We start from the raw sequence: 17,771 nt of genomic DNA, 5'->3' as shown, positions 1-17,771 counted from the left end.
AAGAAGATGAAGAGTCGGAAAGTCTGGCTAGGTGTGGTCGCCTGTTTAATGTTGTTTGTCGTGGCGGCTTGCGGCGGAAATGATTCTGCAACGGAAGAAGGCAAGAAAAAGATTACGTTTTGGCATGCAATGGGTGGAGGCCCTGGGCAGGCGATTGATGAAATGGTTGCAGATTTTAATGCTCAATCAGACACTGTTGAAGTAGAAGCCGTCTATCAGGGCAGCTATGAGGAGCTCCTAAATCAACTACGAGCAGTTGGCGGCTCAACTGAGGCCCCTTCTTTAGTGCAAGTGTACGAAGTGGGAACTAAATACATGAGTGACAGCGGTTTTATCACTCCGATGCAAGAATTTGTTGATGCAGACGGTTTTGATGTGAATCAGCTTGAAGAAAATATTTTAGGCTATTATGAATTAGATGGTGATCTGTATTCGATGCCGTTTAATACATCTAATGCCATTATGTTTTACAACAAGGATATGTTTAAAGAAGCGGGGCTTGACCCAGAAAATCCTCCTCGTACATTTGAAGAGGTGAAGGAAGCCGCTCAAACATTAACTGATCAAACAGATGCTAACGGTTTTGCTATTCTTATTTATGGCTGGTTCTTTGAGCAGTTATTAGCGAATCAAGGGGCTCATTATCTTGATCAAGACAACGGTCGCGGCGGAGAGCCTGCCGAAGCTCTGATTAATGGTGAGGCAGGGCAAAATATTTTTAATTGGTTAAACGAGATGGATGAAGCAGGAACGCTTGGCAACTTCGGTCGTCAGTGGGATGATATTCGCGCTGCATTCCGTGCAGGCCAGGTTGCAATGTATCTTGATTCCACAGCTGCAACTCGTGATAATGTCAATGATTCTCCCTTTGAAGTCGGTACAGCTTTCTTACCGCATGTAGACGGAGAAGAAGCAAACGGTGTGATTGTCGGAGGCGGATCTTTGTGGATTACAAACCAAGTATCGGCTGAGGAACAGCAAGCTGCATGGGAGTTTGTAAAGTATACAGCTGATCCTGAAGTGCAAGCAAAATGGGCTGCGGCAACAGGGTACTTCCCGATTACGCCGGCAGCTTATGAGGTAGAGGAGCTGGCTGCTGTATATGAAGAATTTCCTCAATTTACAACAGCTGTAGAGCAGCTGCAAAACACTCAGCTGACGCCTGCAACTCAAGGGGCATTGATGAATGTTTTCCCTGAGGCCAGAAATATTATCGAAAATGCGATTGAAGAGCTCTATGAGCAAAATGATCCTGATGCATCGCTGAATAAAGCAAAAGAGTTAATTGATGAAGCGTTAAATCATTAATTAAAACAATGAAAAGTCTTACTCATACGCATAGTGAGTAAGACTTTTCTATACAAGTATAAGAAGGGGGGATACGGATGCTGACACGGACCAACTTTCTTGACAGAGAAATAAATGAATTGAAAGAACGGCTTCTTTTAATGGTCGAATTAAGCTACCAGATGCTGCAGCTTAGCTCAGAATCGATAGAGAAAGACTCAACCTTTGATAAGGAAAGTATTTTGCAAGCAGAAAAAGATATGAATGCCATTAATAAAGTGATACAAAAAAAGGTGCTTGAGCTCTTATCCTATGAACAGCTCGCCATCAAACAAGTGAAGGGGCTTTTCTTATTTTCAAAGATGGCTAAAGATTTAGAGCGTGTTGGTGATCATGTCATTAATATCATTGTTGTGGCGCCAATTGACTCAGTACCTCATCTTGTCATACAATCTTTTTCTCAGTTTATGAAGAATATTGGTCAAATGCTTGAGTCTCTTAAAGAGGGGATTAAAGAGGAAGATTGTTCACGCTTAAAAGCTATTTATGAAAAAGAAGATGAGGTCGTTAATCGTTTGAATAAAAAGTCCTTTAAGCGGATTACTGATTCTCTTAGTCTAGAGCAGCTTCCTGCAGACAGCGGGGGCAAGTTGATTTTAATGAGTCGATTCTTTGAAAGGATGGCCGATCATGTTTCCAATGCAGCGAGAGATTACAGACAGTATTTACTAGACTGCCACTCCTCAATAAGCAGGAATTCTCCATGATGATTACACAGAGCCTTCTAAGCTTCATAGGAGGGCTTGGCATCTTTTTATATGGAATGAATCGACTAAGTAAAGGATTACAAAAAGCAGCTATTAATAAACTGCGTCATCAAATGGGCGTACTCGTTAAAAATAGATTACAGGCATTAATTGTTGGTCTCTTTTTTACTTTTTTCTTACAAAGCAGCACGGTGATGTCCATTATTGCAGTCGGACTAGTGAGTCACTCGATCATCACGTTTGTGCAAGCACTAGGTGTGATATTAGGTTCTGCGATTGGAACGACACTCACTGTGCAAGTGCTTGCTTTCAATATTAGTCAGCTATCCCCGGTATTTATCTTTCTCGGTGTTATTTTCCTTGTGTTTATCTCTACGGATCGTGTGAAACCAGCGGGTGAAGTTCTTCTCGGTCTAGGGTTAGTGTTATTCGGAATTTCTTACCTGTCACAAGCAGTCTCACCTTTAGCAAATGATCCTTTTATAACAGAATGGATGCTGCGTCTAACGAGTCAACCAATCTGGCTTTTTCTTTTGAGTGTAGGGGTAACCGCAGCCCTTCATAGCAGCGTGGCAATGATTATTATTGGGATTTCCTTTTATTCAGCAGGCGCGATGGGTTATGAAGAAGTCATTTGGCTTGTGCTTGGAGCAAATGTAGGATCAACTGTACCTGTCTTAATTGCTAGCTTCTCTGTTTCACGGGAAGGAAAAAGGGTTGCCTTTGCCTATTTAGTTATGAAGCTGTCAATTGTCGTTGTGGTTGGAATGATGTTATTGATATTCCCTGTGATTAGTATGTTTATCCCTGGAGAAGCAGAACGACAGATTGCTAACTTTCATACTGCTTTTAATATCTTTTTAGCACTATGCTGGCTCCCATTTTTAGCTCTTTTGGCTAAATTAATGACTAGGTTTCTCCCTCCATCTGAACCAAGGCAGGTTGTTCATATAAGTGAGCAATATTTAGCAATCCCGGATGAAGCCCTTATTCAGACTGAGAAAGAAGTACTCAAGCTCTCGCGTTATATTCAAACGGAAATAATTGCTCCCATTCCGGCAATTATAGACGGGAACATAGACCATCATGTGATCGTACGCAAAGAAGAATATATAGATCAAGCTTATTTAATTATTCAACAGTATCTTTTAAAGCTTGCCCAGCAAGATTTGTCAAAGGAACAATCAGACCAAGAGGTAAAGCTCCTATATATGTTAAATGACCTAGAGCAGATAGGTGATATTGTCCTCCAAATTTCAGCTAATATTGAAAAACTGCGAAATCAGCATTTTGAGTTAGTGGCAGAAGATGCCGAGAGATTAAAAGAGTTTATCCCAACTATTGAAGATATTTTGCAGCATGCAATCACAGCTTGTGAAGAAAAAAATAATAAGCAAGTTCGAAAAGTCATTAGAGAACAAGGCGCACTTAGTGAGAAAGAAAGAGATTTTAGATTTGATCATTTCAATACGCTGCTTCAGCAGAATGAATACAACCCGGCAATAAGCGCTATTTATCTTGATTTAGTCAATCAGCTTATGCGCTTGCAGCATGCCTCTATGAATATATCGAGAACGGTGCTAGGTATTATCTAAGCCTGAATTTAATGACAAATTATGTTAGGATGATAAGGTGAATTCATCTCTATGATGATTCACCTTATCTTTTTTTAATCTAGGCTATACATATCAGATCATAGATAACTAAGGGGGAAGCAGCTTGAATGAAGTAAGGATCAAGCTTAATCAACTATCAAAAGAGTACGGAGAAAATCATGCCGTTAAACCATTTGATTTAGAAGTGAAAAAGGGGGAACTTTTTTGCTTTCTAGGGCCCAATGGATCGGGGAAAACGACAACGATTAAGATGATGACAGGATTGCTAGAGCCAACAAACGGAACGGTTCATATTTCCGGGGTGAACATGTGGAAGGAAGCACTTGAGGCTAAAAAACAGATTGCCTATGTACCTGATCAGCCAAAGCTCTATCCTAAGCTGACAGGGAGTGAGTTCCTCCAGTTTACAGCGAGTGTGTTCCGATTGAAGGAAGAAGAGTTTGAAGAAAGGGCCGAGCGGTATGTCCGCATGTTTCAGCTTGAACATAGGTTAGATGAGCTCATTGAAACCTATTCCCATGGGATGAAACAAAAGCTTAGTCTGTGTGCAGCGCTTCTGCACGAACCGAAAGTGTTATTTCTTGATGAGCCTACTGTTGGACTAGATCCAAAAGGAGCTCGTACGATGAAAAATCTGCTTCAAGAATTATGTAGAGGCGGCATGACGGTATTTATGTCCACTCACATTTTAGAAATTGCTGAGCAGATGTGTGACCGGGTTGCTATTATTAAAAATGGGGATCTATTAACAGTTGGAACAGTAGATGAATTACGTCAGGAAAAAGGCAGTGAGGATTCATCGCTTGAAGATCTTTTCTTGGAGCTGACTGGAGATCGTGAAACACAATCATACGTGCAAGAAATGGAAGATTATCCATCAAAAGGGATTAGGGAATAGAGGTGAGGGTATGACGTGGAATCTAATTCGCTGGTTTTGGAGGATGAATCTTAATAGCTTTAAAGAATCTTCCGATAAAGCCAAAACGACGCTTATCATTTCTGGTGTTGCAATAGGATTTGCGGTTCTCTTTTTTAGCGGTATCGTATTTTCTGTAGCAAGGACGCTTCCGGGAGAATTACTAAGTGATATCCTTTCTCTTAGTTTTCTATCTCTTTTTGCTTTCTTAATTTTATTTGCTGTACCACAAGTGTTTACCAAATTGTACGGCGATGATGACTTAACCTTGTTGTTCACTTTGCCATTAAAATCAACTCATATTTACTGGGCAAAGTTCACGCAGGTATTTCTTGGAATACCAGGGCTGATTTTAGCAGCTTCACTCGTCTTACTTACCATGTTTGGTCTAGGTGCGGGGGCCAATATATTTTATTACCCATTTGCTTATTTTACAGCCATTTTGGTTGTATTAATGGGGCTTGGGATTGCTTATTTACTTAATTTACTTCTTATTCAAATGATCCCTGCCCATAGAGCGAAGGAATTGATGACTGTAATTACTGCTTTTGCAGGGATTCTAGGCTATGTGGCCTTTCAAATCCCTACAATGATGTCTCGAGGGGGCGGGGGGGAGTCTTCTATGCTTATCCCAGAGCTTCCTCAATGGCTGCCATTGTATTGGGCTGGAGAAAGCGTCAGTCATCTTTTACTCGGTGACGTAACGGGAGAAACCATTTTGTTTAGTGGATTGCTCGCAGGTTTGACATTAGCTGTCTTATATCTATCTTCTATGCTGGTGGATAAAGGATTTCGTACAGGCTGGATTCAGATGAATGAAAGCAGATCAAACCGAAAGAAAAAGAAGGCATCCTCTGCTGTATTTAAAGTAAGGACTCCAATCATTGAGGTTGGATTAAAAGAATGGCGGACGATCAAGAGGGATATGAGAGAATGGACGATGCTGATTCCTATGACATTTTTTATGTTCTTTCCTATATTCTCGATTATGATTCGAGACGGCAATATGGAGTTTCTTCAAACAGTTCCCGCCCTTTCTTGGATCAGTCTTCAAGCTATTGCTCTAGGGTTGTTTTCCTTTATGACGTCGACATTCACTTCTGGCTCTGTTGCAAGAGAAGGAAGTTCAATTGACCTGCTGCGGGTGCTGCCCTTAAAGGGAATTGAGGTTGCTGTTGGGAAACTGTGGATTCATTGGCTGATTCTATTCGGATTTATCGGAATACTGCAGATCATTTGTGCTATTATATTCGGATGGTCACCTTTTCATACGGTAGCTGGTTGGTTGTTAATTGGATTAACCGGTCTAGGCTCAAGCGCTATCGGATTATATTTTGGTGCCATTGGGGCGAAGTTTAATCATAAAAACCCTCAAAATCGCTTAGAAACAGGAACCTCGTTCATTTTATTATTTGTCGCAATGGGGTATGTGCTCATACAAGTAATTCCATTTGGCTTAACATTACTGCCTGCCAGTGAGCTAGTTTTTTTGCTGGGGGATGAATCAAGTGGTTTTTTTATGATGATTGTTCAATGGATAATCGGGTTAAAATCGAGTATGCCAATCATAGTGACGTTAGTCGGCTTGGCACTAAACCTGTTCATTACCGCTATAACGGTATGGGGAGCTTTAACCTTCACAGCCAAGGAGATTGACCGGGGAATCACTATTAATTTTGTAAAAGAATAATGGAAAAAGGTCCTGCGATAAGCATCAGCTTATGCGCAAGACCTTTTTTGGACTGACCAGTCAGTCTATTTTGCTGCTTGCAAGGTTAAGAAACGACTTGTTCCTGTCTTTGTTTTGTTTCTTGTTCACTCTTTTTAATATCTAGCTTCATCATAATAGACACAAGCAGCGCAAGCAGAATCAAGGCTGAGAAGACATAGAAAACGGGAATATAGCTGTCTGTACGTTCTCTAATTTGGGATACGATCATTGGACCCAATATCCCGCCAAGTGACCATGTTGTTAATAAGTAGCCGTGAATGGCCCCTAACTGTTTTGTTCCAAATAAATCTCCTACAAAGGCTGGGAGATTGGAGAAACCGCCGCCATAACAGCTGACAACAAGCAGTATAAGAAGCTGGAAGATGATAACATTAGTAATCATCGGTAATGTTAGAAAGGCAATCGTTTGGATTACAAAGAATATGAGAAAGACGTTTGAGCGTCCAATATAATCTGAAATGGCTGCCCAGCCAAGACGGCCGCCCCCATTAAAGATACCCATGATCCCAACCAATGTAGCAGCTGCAGCGGCAGATAAGCCTACAACCTCTTGAGCCATTGGAGAAGCAACAGAGATCATCATAATTCCGGCTGTTGTATTGATCAACATCATTGTCCAAAGCATCCAAAAGCGTTTCGTTTTGACAGCCTCGTTTGAAGTCAGCTGCTGAAGATCTTTTTTGATTACTTTTTTTCCAGAAGCGATATTACGTTTCATCGAAGCCGGCATCCAACCTTCTTTTGGCGGGGCAATATAGGAAGCACCCACAAGCATTAAGGCGAAATAACAGGCACCGAGTACGTAAAATGTAGCGGAGATGCCAATGGTGCTCATCAAATTAGCAGCGATGGGTGCTGTAATAAGTGCGCCGCTCCCAAATCCGAGAACTGCCATGCCTGTTGCGAGTCCTCGTCTGTCAGGAAACCACTTTACAAGAGTAGATACAGGTGAAATATATCCGATACCAAGACCTAATCCACTGGCTAGTCCATATGTTAACAGGAAAAGCGGCAAGGACCCGAGCGCAATGGCAACACCTGAACCAGCTTGTCCTAAACCGAAAAGGACAGCAGCAACAATGGCAGATTTTCTAGGTCCGCTGCGTTCAACAAATTTTCCGAAGAAAGCTGCAGAAGTACCAGCGAGCGCCATCATAATCGTAAAGGCAATCGTAATCTCTGTTGGCGACCAGCCCATTTGCTCACTTATAGGATACGTGTAGACACTGTAAGCATAAGCTCCGCCAATGGATAGGTGGATAGCGATGGCAGATAAAGCAATTAACCACCTGTTTTTCGTTGTATTCATCTTTCTCTCCTCCTTCTCTTTCTAAAGCTATGAAAACCCTTTCATATATAACAGGGTATAATCTCTAGATAGAAAAATCAATAAATTATGAAAATTTTGTTACTTTTTATTTTTTATATAAGTGTACAAATAGACATCTTTCTTCTTTTTTTACGCAAAAAAACCTGTAGAGCACGTACTCTACAGGAGGGGGTTTAATCAAGCCAAGCAGATCGAACCCTGTCAATAAAGCGATGGTTTTTTCGTTTTTTCATAAAGACCTGGATCATCGCATCTAACGTATTATGATCCATTAAGATGATTTTATTTGCGGTAGCATATTGTCCGGCTTCTTTTGTAAAGAGGTGATTCGTCACAATTATTACTTGATTTGCTTTATATTGTTCCTTAACGTAATTTATATCTCGCAGCGCTTTAGCCTGAACTTCATTTTGACTTAGCTTAGCATGTACAATCGCCTTTATGCCGCGCTTTCGTACAATGAGATGAACGCCATGTTCATTTGAGTGCTTTACTTTTGTGACTGAGTAACCTTGCTTTTGAAAGAGAGGCTTTAAGAATAAAGTGAATTGATGATGAGTCATCCCATCAATTTCACGGGCAGAAGATAATCGCTGTTCTGCGATCTTAAGCTGCTTCCATCCGTACCAAGATAGCGGAATGGATCCTAATAACCCTAATACGATAAAGAATACAGTCACGTTATATTGAAAAAGCTGGACCATATAAAATGTAATGACAAATAAGAGAGTAGGCAAAAAAGGATATCGTTTCTTTTTACCCATCATGGTTGTTTTCTTTTCTTGCACGAGGCAACATCCTTTCTATACAAATCATTCTTACTATTCCACTAAAAATCAATAATATGTAAATAATTCCTGAAAAACGGTGTTAACGTTATAATAAAGAGAAGGAGTTGGTCAGGTGAATGTCGTCCATACGCTTAAAGTCATCGCTCGAACGTTAAATGTGGGGGAAGACCTCTCTACTATGCTTCAATCTGTTTTAGAGAGGCTGTTAGAAGTAACTAATCATGATACAGGTTGGATCTTTTTAATTGAAGGCCATCGTCATCAAATGGTTGCTCATCATGGGCTTCCAAGCGGGCTCGAACATCGCTCAAAGCTCATGTGTGAGGGTGGCTGCTGGTGTAAAGATAAATATATGAACGGACAATTGAAAAAAGCAGCGAATATTATGGAATGCAGAAGGATTGAAAGAGCTAGTGAATTAGGCAGACCAACCAAAGGCTTAACTCATCATGCAACGGTCCCCATTTTTGCGGGGGATAGGACATATGGGTTAATTAATATTGCTTCTGTTGATAAAAACCACTTTTCTAACGAGGAATTAGAGGTATTAGAAACAGTAGCTCTTCAAATTGGTGCTGCTATTTATAGACTGAAACAGGAAGAAAAAAAAAGAGAACTTGCGAGAATGGATGAAAGAAATAAATTAGCTCGCGACTTGCACGATTCTGTAAATCAATTACTTTTTTCTGTGTCACTTACTGCTAAAGGGATAAAAGGCAAGGGTGAGGATACGAATGTAAACGAAGCCATAGATTTAATTGGAGAGGTATCCAGTGAGGCTCTTCTAAAGTTAAAGCAGATCATTTGGCAGACGAGTACGGAAGAACTAGAAGATGGGATTGTTGCTGCCATCCATCGTTATGCAGCACTGATTGGAATAAAAGTGAATGTAAAAGGTGACGGGAACGTTCAATTACCATCTAGGGTGGAGCGCAATGTGTGGAGAATCATTCAAGAATCAATAAATAATTGCAGCAAGCATTCAGGAGAAAAAAGCGTCGACCTGCATTTTGATCGAGATGAATCTAATTGGATGGTTAGTATTACAGACTTTGGATGCGGGTTTTCCCCACAAGATCATTCAATCTTTAGTGGGGACGGCTTTCTCAACATGCGAACAAGAGCACAAGAGATTGGCGCAACCTTTAACATGAAGAGTGCTCCTGATCAGGGAACTGTGATTTCAATTTCTATTCCTCTAGCCTCTAACGAACAAAACATCTTTCGAACAAAAAAGGAGAGAGAATGATGATTAAAGTGATTATCGTAGACGATCATCAAATGGTCAGACGAGGCCTGCGTTTTTTTCTAGATACACAAAGCGACATAGAAATAGTAGGAGAAGCAACAAACGGTGAGGAGGCTGTAAAGCTTGTTCAAACTGTAAAACCGGATGTGGTTCTTATGGATATTGTCATGCCTGTGATGGGCGGAATAGAAGCTACAAAACAGTTAATAAAGGTAAACCCCGAATTGAAGATTTTAGTTTTAACGAGCTTCTCGGATCAAGATTATGTGATTCCCGCGCTGAAAGCTGGTGCAAGCGGCTATCAGTTAAAAGACATTGACCCAGAAGAATTAGCAGAAACGATCCGTGCTCTTCATGCAGGTGAGAGTAAAGTGCACAGCAAAGTGATGAAGTACGTGCTGACTAGAATTTCACATAAGGAAGACGAGGAGGAAGCTAAAGTAAAAAGACTGACCAAGCGTGAAAAAGAAGTGCTCATAGAATTAGCAAAAGGACGAAGTAATAAAGAATTGGCGGATGTTCTACATATCAAAGAGAAAACAGTCAAAACGCATATTTCAAATATCCTCTCTAAATTAGAGCTCTCAGATCGAACACAAGCAGCCTTATTTGCAATGAGGATGGGGATAAATTAACAGGGTCTAGGGGCCAATCTTAAAAGTCGTCAAACGTGCGGGAGGGAAGAATAAGCTCGCCGCTCCTGAAATATACTTCGCTTTCCGCGTGAAGCTGCTGAGCCTCCTCAGGCTAGGCCCTGTGGGGTCTCAGCCCTGCTTTACATCACGCAGGAGCAAAGCGACGAGGAAGCTCCCGGGCCGCCCGCGGAAAGCGAGTGCCTGCAGCGGAAATCAACAACTACTGTAGGGAGATGTTTTATCAAGTGCGCGGCCCGCGGAAAGCGAGTACCTGCAGCAGGAATCAACCATTACTGAAGGAATGGGGGTTTCAATAGTGTCTATTTAAAGAGGAGTTTCCTCCAACCATTCTACATACAGCTCCTCATCTACCTCGAGGAAAATAGATGTCAAGCCATTTTCAAATTGATAGGGTCCTTCGATCTTTTTTTCGTCCTCGCTGCTTATGTGATTAAGAATGCGGTCAATCGAATCTACTTGCCATGCAACATGACAGCTTAATTGTTCTTTGGCAGGGTGATAAATAAGCTCGAGCATGAACTCATTCAGCTGGAAAAATCGGATCGTCTCCTCACCAAAAGTGATTTCAAAAAGAAACCGAGCTTGATAAGTAGATTGGACGTATTCTGTACTTTTATTAAGATCAACGACATCAATTCCAAGATGATGCAGCTTCATGCATAGGTCCGCTTCCAAATGAGATTCAAATCACCAAACTCATGCCATAGATACTGTTCGTTTATGGCTGCTTGGTAGGCCTCAATCAACTTTTTTTCTTGAACAAAGGCGCATAACATATCAAGGTGGCTCGCTTCAGGCTCATGAAATCCTGTAATCAGGCCGTCTACAACTTTTAAGGTCGTATCTTTTTCAATATATACATTAGTGAGCCCTTCTTGTGGCTGCAATCCAGCTTTGGGGTCATATGCACTTTCTAGCGCGCGCACCACAGTGGTTCCAACTGCCACCACACGATGTCCTCCCTTTTTTGTTTTGTATATATGTTCAACGGTATCAGCTCCCACTGAAAACCACTCAAAGTGTCTTAAAGGATCAGGCCAGCGGTTGTTCTCGTAATAGCTTAGGCCGGTGTGAAGGCACACATAGGCGATCTGAACTCCTTTATCCTTTAATTGTTTCAGCATTTTATGAGAAAATGCACGCCCCGCTGAATTCATCTCTACAGATCCAGGCTAATGGCTATAGACTGTTTGATAATGTGATAGCTGCCACGGAGAATCGATATATTCGTAGGTGATTGGCTGACCATGATTGTAAAAGAAGTGCATTAACTCCTCCCCTCCAATAGAAAATTCAATAAGAGTCAACTCAGGAGCCATACCTGGACCGACGATAGATGCCGAGATTCCATCATCAAAATAGAGAGTGGTGGATTCGTTTAAACGTTCCTCTAAGATTAAAACCTCCCATACCTGTTCATCTATCTTTCTTGAAAGTCGGACCTCTGCCCCATCTACTGTCCGAAGTGAGCTTGGAATGGTACGGCTAGTGTTTAAGATAAGAAGATCATTAGGCTGAAGAAGGTCTATAATATCTTCAAACGTGTGATGATCCCAAGCCCCGCTGTCTCCGTGTAAAGTCATTAACCTTACATCGCTGCGTTGATTTCTTGTAACTTCTGCAGGCGTAGTGGCATGCAGATTAGGTGGTAGTTTAAATGAATGGATCGTACTATTAATCATCATGAGGTCCCTCCTCGATAAGGTCTTGTGCTTCGAATCTTTTCCCGTTTAAGCTCATCGTTTCATCTAATACGACTGATTCTAGTGTTCGTGCAATTTGTTCTGGGGATGAGAGAGAGTAATTACAATCTGGTACCGCAATTTTGTGCATAATCGTATCCATTTCTCCTGGGTCGACCAGCACTATTTGGACTCCTGTACCTTTCAACTCATCCGCCCAGACAGCAGCCAATCCTTCTAGGGCATATTTTGAGACACTGTAGGCTCCCCATTCTGCATAGCCAGTAATACCAACTTCAGAAGTGATTGAGATGATGGTTCCTCTTTGTCTAGCAAGCATGCCGGGTAATACTCTCTTTGTCATATAAAAAGGGTTCGTAATATTTGAGAGAATGACGTCTTCAAATGCCTCATCAGGGTAATCTGCTAAGTACGTTGGGCCAGGGCCGAATACAGAGGCATTATTGATTAGAACATCAATCTTGCCGAAGGTATTTTCAGTTATAGAAACAAAGCGCTCTACATCTTTTTTATTACTTACATCAGCGACGGCCGCAACGACTTTTGCACCACGTCTGTGAATCTCATTTTCTACTTGCTTCAGCTCTTTCTCATTTCGTGCGCAAATCGCTAATTTATGGTCTTTAGCAGCAAGGTGAAGAGCTAATGCTTTTCCTAATCCTTTTGATGCTCCAGTGATCATAATTACTTTTTGTTTCTGCATGATCCTACCAGCTCCTTTGTTTTAGTTACTTTCAGTTTACGAATTACGCGGTCCGCGGTCCTCGGTGAAGATACGGATCTTTTTTGCATAATCTGGTTGAGCCGTCTCTACGACTTTTGATGTAGAGCGATGAAAAACATATGTTTGCATGCAGGGGGAGAATCCCGTATGATGAGGGCATGTGAATAGAAAGGTGTGAAGACGGTTGATTGATTCGTTTTCAATTAGTTCTTCGTTAGTGATCTGGATAGCGGTGGCTCTTGTAGTCCTTTTATTAATAGGCTGGATTAAATGGATAGTTGGGCGAAGAAGAAAATTTGATTTGGCTAAAATTACAATGCGTGATATCGATAAAATGGATGGACATGAATTTGAGGATTATCTCTATGTGCTGATCTCAGCTCTTGAGTATGAGCAGGTTTATCAGACCAAGAAAAGCCGAGATTACGGGGCTGATCTATTTTATGAGCAGCAAGACGGGACGAAGTGTGTCGTTCAAGCAAAGCGATATCGCGAGAAGTTAGGGTTATCCGCGGTGCAGGAAGTATATGCAGCAAAAGCCTTTTACGGGGCAGAGCGGGCTTTAATTATTACAACAGCAGATAAACTCTCAGATTCCTGCTTGAAACTTGCCGCAGCAACGGACGTTCATATTGTCGATCGCTTGGACTTAGATGTAGTTATTAAAGCCTTTAAAAAAGGAAGATACGCGGAGGCGTGGGAAGTGTTAGACGTTCCTTTAGAACCGGTCGCCTTTAGTTCAACAAACAGCTTAGAGAAGCCTCCTGAGGTCAGAGGTGCTATTCAGGCGGGGGAATACTTTTATAAGCAGTAAGGTTCACTAGTCATAAGACAATCATGTGGCATCATAAACTGCCCAAAAGAGGAGCGTGCCGTGATGCTAAAAGGAATTGACCTTCAAATGGTTGCGTTTGTTGGAGCTTCATTACTGCTTGAGTATGTTCCATTTTTCCATATTCCGAAATTGTATTATTTTACTTCAAAAACAGATAAAGAAGATGATGACCGGGCAGCGTAAACGTTGTCCGGTTTTTATGGTGGAGCTAGAAGGCTGAGTTGCTTGAGATGATCAAGGAGGCTTGGGAAATGCGAAGAATAGATCCGTTACCTTCTTATACCGAAAAATCGGAGGAATATCTTAAAATAATTGAAGAGGGGCTGCCCGATATCGGAGCACCTCAAAAAGATATATTAATTTTGGGAGCTGGAATGGCTGGGCTTGTAACTGCTTATCTCTTAAAGCAGGCAGGCCACAAAGTGACGATTATTGAGGGAAATGACCGAATTGGTGGAAGAGTTCATACGATCCGAGAACCGTTCTCTGAAGGGAACTATTTTGAAGCGGGTGCAATGCGTATCCCGAGTCATCATGTCTTAACACTTTCCTGGATCAACAAATGGAGCCTATCTATAAACCCTTTTATCACAAGCACACCGAATGATCTTTTATATGTTAATGGACAATTGGTTAGAAGATATCAATACGAAGAAGATCCCGCCATTTTGAAGTTCCCGCTTTTAGAAAATGAAAAAGGTAAGACAGCCGAACAATTATTACAAGAAGCTGTAACTAGCTTTGTTGACCTTTACAGAAAGTCAAACGAGCAGCAAAGAGAGCTGCTAAGACGAAATTTTGATCAGTATTCAATGACTACTTTTTTTCGGAATAATCCAATCGGAAGAACGTTATCAACTCAAGCTATCCATAAGATACAGACCCTTTTGGGGATCGAAGGATTTCCTTCCTTATCCTTTTTAGATACCCTCTTAAACATTGTAAATACAATCTTTATGGAAGATGTGTCGTTTTATGAGATCGAAGGGGGAAATGACCGGCTTCCTTATTCCTTTTATCCTGATTTAGAAGAGGATATTTATTTAAATCATGTAGTGAAAAAAATAATCCAGCATGATAAAGGAGTAGAAGTAAATACAGAAGGGCCTCAATCTATTCATAGTTTTCAAGCAGATTATGTCATTTCAACGATTCCTTTTTCTGTATTCCAGTTTATTGAAGTGGAGCCCTACCATTCCATTAGATATGAAAAGTGGAAAGCGATACGGACGCTGCCTTATGTCTCCTCTGTGAAAGTCGGCCTAGAATTTAGTGAGAGATTTTGGGAGGAAGATGGGATGCTAGGGGGGAAGCTGATTACGGATTTGCCGACTCAGTTTATGTATTATCCAAACCAAGGGATCGGTAAGCCAGGTCCTGGGGTCTTATTAGGAAGCTACAGCTGGGGTGAGAATGCCAGGTTATGGGAGGCGATGTCTGATGAGGAGCGAGTGGAATATGCGTTGACTTTTATTACAAGGATCCATGGCGAAAAAGCAGAACAAACCTTTCTAGCAGGAACCTCATATAATTGGGGACAAAATCGTTTTTCAGGCGGGTGTTTCTCCTTATATGGACCTTATCAAGCCACGACATATCCAGAGATCATAACAATGCAGGAACAACGGATTCATTTTGCAGGAGAGCATACTTCTTTCATGCATGCCTGGATTGAGGGTGCAGTTGAGTCAGGCATAAGAGCAGCCTTGGAGGTCCATCAACTGACTGAATGATGTCCTTGAAAAAGAAGCACCCACCTTATGGGGTTGGCCCGTTAAGGTGGGTGTTGTTGAGGTAATAGACGTATCGGTCAAAGGAGATGGAACATTCATTATGTTCAATAACAGGATACTTTACTTTTTCTGGTCGTTGTGAGCGCATTTGAGCCACACTTGCTAAATAAGCGAATCCAGGTCTTGTCACCATATTTGTTAAATAGGCAGGCTGCGTGGCCCAAGGCGCTCTGGATTCATTTAAACTCGCAATCATCTGGTCGGCTCTCATAATCCCCATGCCATGGCCATAATAGGTTCCGTCTTCAAGTAAAACCGCATTAACTCCTCGCCATTCCGGGGTTTGGGGATGATATTGAGGGTTGTTAAAATACACAACATCCCCTGGGACAAACTGAGCAGAAAATCCGGTTTGCAGGGCAAGATCAGGGTCAAAATTCCAGCTGTACAAGTAAAGGTCAGGAAATAATTGATCAAATTTAGCTGGACCGATGACATTCAAGACCGCGTGGTAATAAACAATCACCATGGCTGTCGCACATTCAAACCCATACATATGACTATTACGGTAAATATCATCAATCGCAACAGAAGGTCTGGCTCCAGGTCTTAATTGAAAACCTCCGTATCTTGTTGTATACCAATACATTGGATTGCTGCGAGAGGTCTCAAATACTTCAAAAGCGGCATTACTTTGATTAAGCATTCGAGAACTTCGTATGATGCTTCTCCGTAATTCCACTTCAAATTGCTGTTCATTCATTGAACGATAGGAAAAAGTAGCAGAAGAATTCATCATCTGATCCACAATACTTCGCTCTAAACTCCCGGCAGGCCAGCTTGTGCTTGAGTGAAAAGGGACTCCTGATATTTCAATCATTCTATACCTCGCTAGTTATGACATGTTGCCCTATCATATTCAGCTTTGAGGGTAATTATGAGTTGACGAGCTATGTTGGATAGAAATAAAAAATCCCCCTTAGAGAACTAAGGAGGGATGTATGTTACAGCTGAGCAGCTGTCTGATTGCTTTCAATAACGTCTCCGATTTTAGCAATAATCGGCTCAATATCATTCTCGTTACGAAGCAGGTCGTAATCAGATATATTTAGGCGCAGGACAGGACAGGAAGTAAACGAGTCAATCCATGTTTCATAACGCTTATGCATTTCTTCCCAGTAAGAGACTGGTGTTTGCTGCTCCATTTCACGTCCTCGTTTTTGAATGCGGTCAATAATATCATCAAGACTTCCTTCAAGATAAATGAGAACATGTGGGTGAGGGAAGAATGGGGTCATAACCATCGCATCAAACAAGCTTGTATACGTTTCGTAATCTACAGGGTTCATCGTTCCTTTATCTGCATGCATTTTCGCAAATATACCTGTATCTTCATAAATCGAACGGTCTTGTACAAATCCGCCGCCTTGTTCAAACATACGCTTTTGTTCTTTAAAGCGTTCGGCTAAAAAATAGATCTGCAAATGAAAGCTCCAACGCTCAAAGTCTGCGTAAAATTTATCTAAATATGGATTATGGTCTACATTTTCAAAAGAGGTTTGAAAACCAAGCGCTTTTGCAATGGACTTGGTCATCGTGGATTTCCCAACGCCAACTGTACCGGCAATTGTGATAATAGCATCTTTTGGGATATTGTATTTATCTCGTAGATTCAAGGCAAAAAGCTCCTTCTTTTCTAGCATCATCAATCAGGGTGAAGATTTTTTGCAAATCTTGTTCATGTTGAACAAAATCCAGCTCATCTCCATTGATGCGGATTATTGGTATATCAGGGTATTCGACGGCCCATTTAGCCATGGCCGTTTCGTAATCTTCTCTAAGCTGACGCAAGTATGCAGGATCCATTTTCAGTTCCATTTCACGGCCGCGCATCTCTATTCGTTTTAACAATGTCGGCAGGCTTGCATCAAGGTAGATAATAAAGTTCGGCTTAGGCATATCTTGGGTCATAATATCATAGATTGCGGTGTACTTTTCATATTGGTCGCTTCTTAATGTGCGCTGGGCAAAAATAATATTTTTATAAATATGGTAGTCCGCAACGACAGGAACATTGGAGGCTAGAAATTTCCGCTGGATATCTTCAAGCTGTTTATAGCGATTGCAGAGAAAAAACATCTCTGTTTGAAAACTCCATTCCTCTATGTTTTCATAAAACTTGCTTAGAAATGGGTTCTCGTGGACAATTTCTTTTAGTAAATGATATTGATAATGAAGCGATATCGCTTTAGCCAGAGAGGTTTTTCCCACTCCAATCGGTCCTTCAACGGCAATAAAAGGTGTATGGCTCATAGGTGGACATGCCTCCTTTTTAGTAAGGTTCGCTGTATATTTTTTGAGAGTCAGGCAGCTTATTTTTTTCAGACAAGCGTTATTGTACCACATGTTTGACGCACTTTGGGGATTAAACA

Annotated in this window: 17 protein-coding genes and 1 pseudogene; 10 read left to right on the top strand and 8 right to left on the bottom strand. The window is 41.3% G+C overall.

Annotated features, from left to right (window positions below):
* The first annotated feature begins 6 nt into the window (after positions 1-6).
* From BPOF4_RS15800 to BPOF4_RS15780, 5 genes are all read left to right on the top strand, one after another.
* Complete coding sequence (locus tag BPOF4_RS15800) at positions 7-1,308, top strand: ABC transporter substrate-binding protein (protein ID WP_012960206.1); 1,302 nt, start codon at positions 7-9, stop codon at positions 1,306-1,308.
* Between the two features lie 77 nt (positions 1,309-1,385).
* Positions 1,386-2,054 carry a phosphate signaling complex PhoU family protein gene (locus BPOF4_RS15795; protein ID WP_012960205.1) on the top strand — a complete coding sequence of 223 codons (669 nt, stop codon included), beginning with the start codon at positions 1,386-1,388 and terminating at the stop codon, positions 2,052-2,054.
* Entirely contained in the window at positions 2,051-3,649 is a 1,599-nt protein-coding gene (locus BPOF4_RS15790) for a Na/Pi cotransporter family protein (RefSeq protein WP_041822500.1), read from the top strand. The genes BPOF4_RS15795 and BPOF4_RS15790 overlap by 4 nt, the downstream gene beginning before the upstream one ends.
* 124 nt (positions 3,650-3,773) lie before the next feature.
* Positions 3,774-4,568, top strand: coding sequence for an ABC transporter ATP-binding protein (locus BPOF4_RS15785; RefSeq protein ID WP_012960203.1), 795 nt, complete (start codon positions 3,774-3,776; stop codon positions 4,566-4,568).
* Between the two features lie 10 nt (positions 4,569-4,578).
* Positions 4,579-6,276 carry a putative ABC transporter permease subunit gene (locus BPOF4_RS15780; RefSeq protein WP_012960202.1) on the top strand — a complete coding sequence of 566 codons (1,698 nt, stop codon included), beginning with the start codon at positions 4,579-4,581 and terminating at the stop codon, positions 6,274-6,276.
* Between the two features lie 85 nt (positions 6,277-6,361).
* On the opposite strand, the gene BPOF4_RS15775 is transcribed toward BPOF4_RS15780, so the two are convergent.
* Together BPOF4_RS15775 and BPOF4_RS15770 are read right to left on the bottom strand one after the other, a co-directional pair.
* Positions 6,362-7,627, bottom strand: coding sequence for an L-lactate MFS transporter (locus tag BPOF4_RS15775; protein ID WP_012960201.1), 1,266 nt, complete (start codon positions 7,625-7,627; stop codon positions 6,362-6,364).
* A gap of 194 nt (positions 7,628-7,821) precedes the next feature.
* On the bottom strand, positions 7,822-8,436 hold the full coding sequence (locus BPOF4_RS15770) for a restriction endonuclease (protein WP_012960200.1): 615 nt from the start codon (positions 8,434-8,436) through the stop codon (positions 7,822-7,824).
* Positions 8,437-8,551: 115 nt separating this feature from the next.
* Between BPOF4_RS15770 and BPOF4_RS15765 the strand changes: the two genes are divergently transcribed.
* Both BPOF4_RS15765 and BPOF4_RS15760 read left to right on the top strand, forming a co-directional pair.
* Positions 8,552-9,688, top strand: coding sequence for a GAF domain-containing sensor histidine kinase (locus BPOF4_RS15765; RefSeq protein WP_012960199.1), 1,137 nt, complete (start codon positions 8,552-8,554; stop codon positions 9,686-9,688).
* Positions 9,685-10,323, top strand: a complete 639-nt coding sequence (locus BPOF4_RS15760) for a response regulator transcription factor (RefSeq protein WP_041822499.1) — start codon at positions 9,685-9,687, stop codon at positions 10,321-10,323. The genes BPOF4_RS15765 and BPOF4_RS15760 overlap by 4 nt, the downstream gene beginning before the upstream one ends.
* Positions 10,324-10,647: 324 nt before the next feature.
* Here the strand turns inward: BPOF4_RS15760 and BPOF4_RS15755 are convergent, their stop codons facing one another.
* From BPOF4_RS15755 to BPOF4_RS15745, 3 genes and pseudogenes are all read right to left on the bottom strand, one after another.
* Positions 10,648-11,001: a VOC family protein gene (locus BPOF4_RS15755; protein WP_012960197.1), complete on the bottom strand. Its 354-nt coding sequence runs from the start codon at positions 10,999-11,001 to the stop codon at positions 10,648-10,650.
* Positions 10,998-12,026, bottom strand: a pseudogene (locus tag BPOF4_RS22660) (S-adenosylmethionine:tRNA ribosyltransferase-isomerase). The gene BPOF4_RS15755 and the pseudogene BPOF4_RS22660 overlap by 4 nt, the downstream one beginning before the upstream one ends.
* The gene (locus BPOF4_RS15745; RefSeq protein WP_012960196.1) at positions 12,019-12,750 is read right to left on the bottom strand and encodes an SDR family NAD(P)-dependent oxidoreductase; all 732 of its coding nucleotides are present in this window, start codon (positions 12,748-12,750) and stop codon (positions 12,019-12,021) included. The pseudogene BPOF4_RS22660 and the gene BPOF4_RS15745 overlap by 8 nt, the downstream one beginning before the upstream one ends.
* Positions 12,751-12,955: 205 nt before the next feature.
* Here BPOF4_RS15745 and BPOF4_RS15740 point away from each other — a divergent pair, with 205 nt between their 5' ends.
* The 3 genes from BPOF4_RS15740 to BPOF4_RS15735 all read left to right on the top strand — a co-directional run bounded on the left by BPOF4_RS15740 (position 12,956) and on the right by BPOF4_RS15735 (position 15,339).
* Positions 12,956-13,585, top strand: coding sequence for a restriction endonuclease (locus BPOF4_RS15740; RefSeq protein WP_012960195.1), 630 nt, complete (start codon positions 12,956-12,958; stop codon positions 13,583-13,585).
* 63 nt (positions 13,586-13,648) lie between these two features.
* Positions 13,649-13,789, top strand: a complete 141-nt coding sequence (locus BPOF4_RS22495) for a hypothetical protein (RefSeq protein WP_012960194.1) — start codon at positions 13,649-13,651, stop codon at positions 13,787-13,789.
* 68 nt (positions 13,790-13,857) lie between these two features.
* Positions 13,858-15,339: a flavin monoamine oxidase family protein gene (locus tag BPOF4_RS15735; protein WP_012960193.1), complete on the top strand. Its 1,482-nt coding sequence runs from the start codon at positions 13,858-13,860 to the stop codon at positions 15,337-15,339.
* A 25-nt stretch (positions 15,340-15,364) separates the two neighbouring features.
* Here BPOF4_RS15735 and BPOF4_RS15730 read toward each other — a convergent pair whose 3' ends face one another.
* The 3 genes from BPOF4_RS15730 to BPOF4_RS15720 form a co-directional block, all read right to left on the bottom strand.
* Positions 15,365-16,219: a protein-glutamine gamma-glutamyltransferase gene (locus BPOF4_RS15730; protein ID WP_012960192.1), complete on the bottom strand. Its 855-nt coding sequence runs from the start codon at positions 16,217-16,219 to the stop codon at positions 15,365-15,367.
* A gap of 124 nt (positions 16,220-16,343) precedes the next feature.
* Positions 16,344-17,042: a deoxynucleoside kinase gene (locus BPOF4_RS15725; protein WP_201783214.1), complete on the bottom strand. Its 699-nt coding sequence runs from the start codon at positions 17,040-17,042 to the stop codon at positions 16,344-16,346.
* Positions 16,999-17,652 carry a deoxynucleoside kinase gene (locus BPOF4_RS15720; RefSeq protein WP_012960190.1) on the bottom strand — a complete coding sequence of 218 codons (654 nt, stop codon included), beginning with the start codon at positions 17,650-17,652 and terminating at the stop codon, positions 16,999-17,001. The genes BPOF4_RS15725 and BPOF4_RS15720 overlap by 44 nt, the downstream gene beginning before the upstream one ends.
* Between the last annotated feature and the right edge of the window lie 119 nt (positions 17,653-17,771).

Source organism: Alkalihalophilus pseudofirmus OF4, assembly GCF_000005825.2.
GTDB classification, from domain to species: Bacteria; Bacillota; Bacilli; order Bacillales; family Bacillaceae_D; genus Alkalihalophilus; species Alkalihalophilus pseudofirmus.
This window is presented reverse-complemented; position numbering and strand designations above follow the sequence as displayed.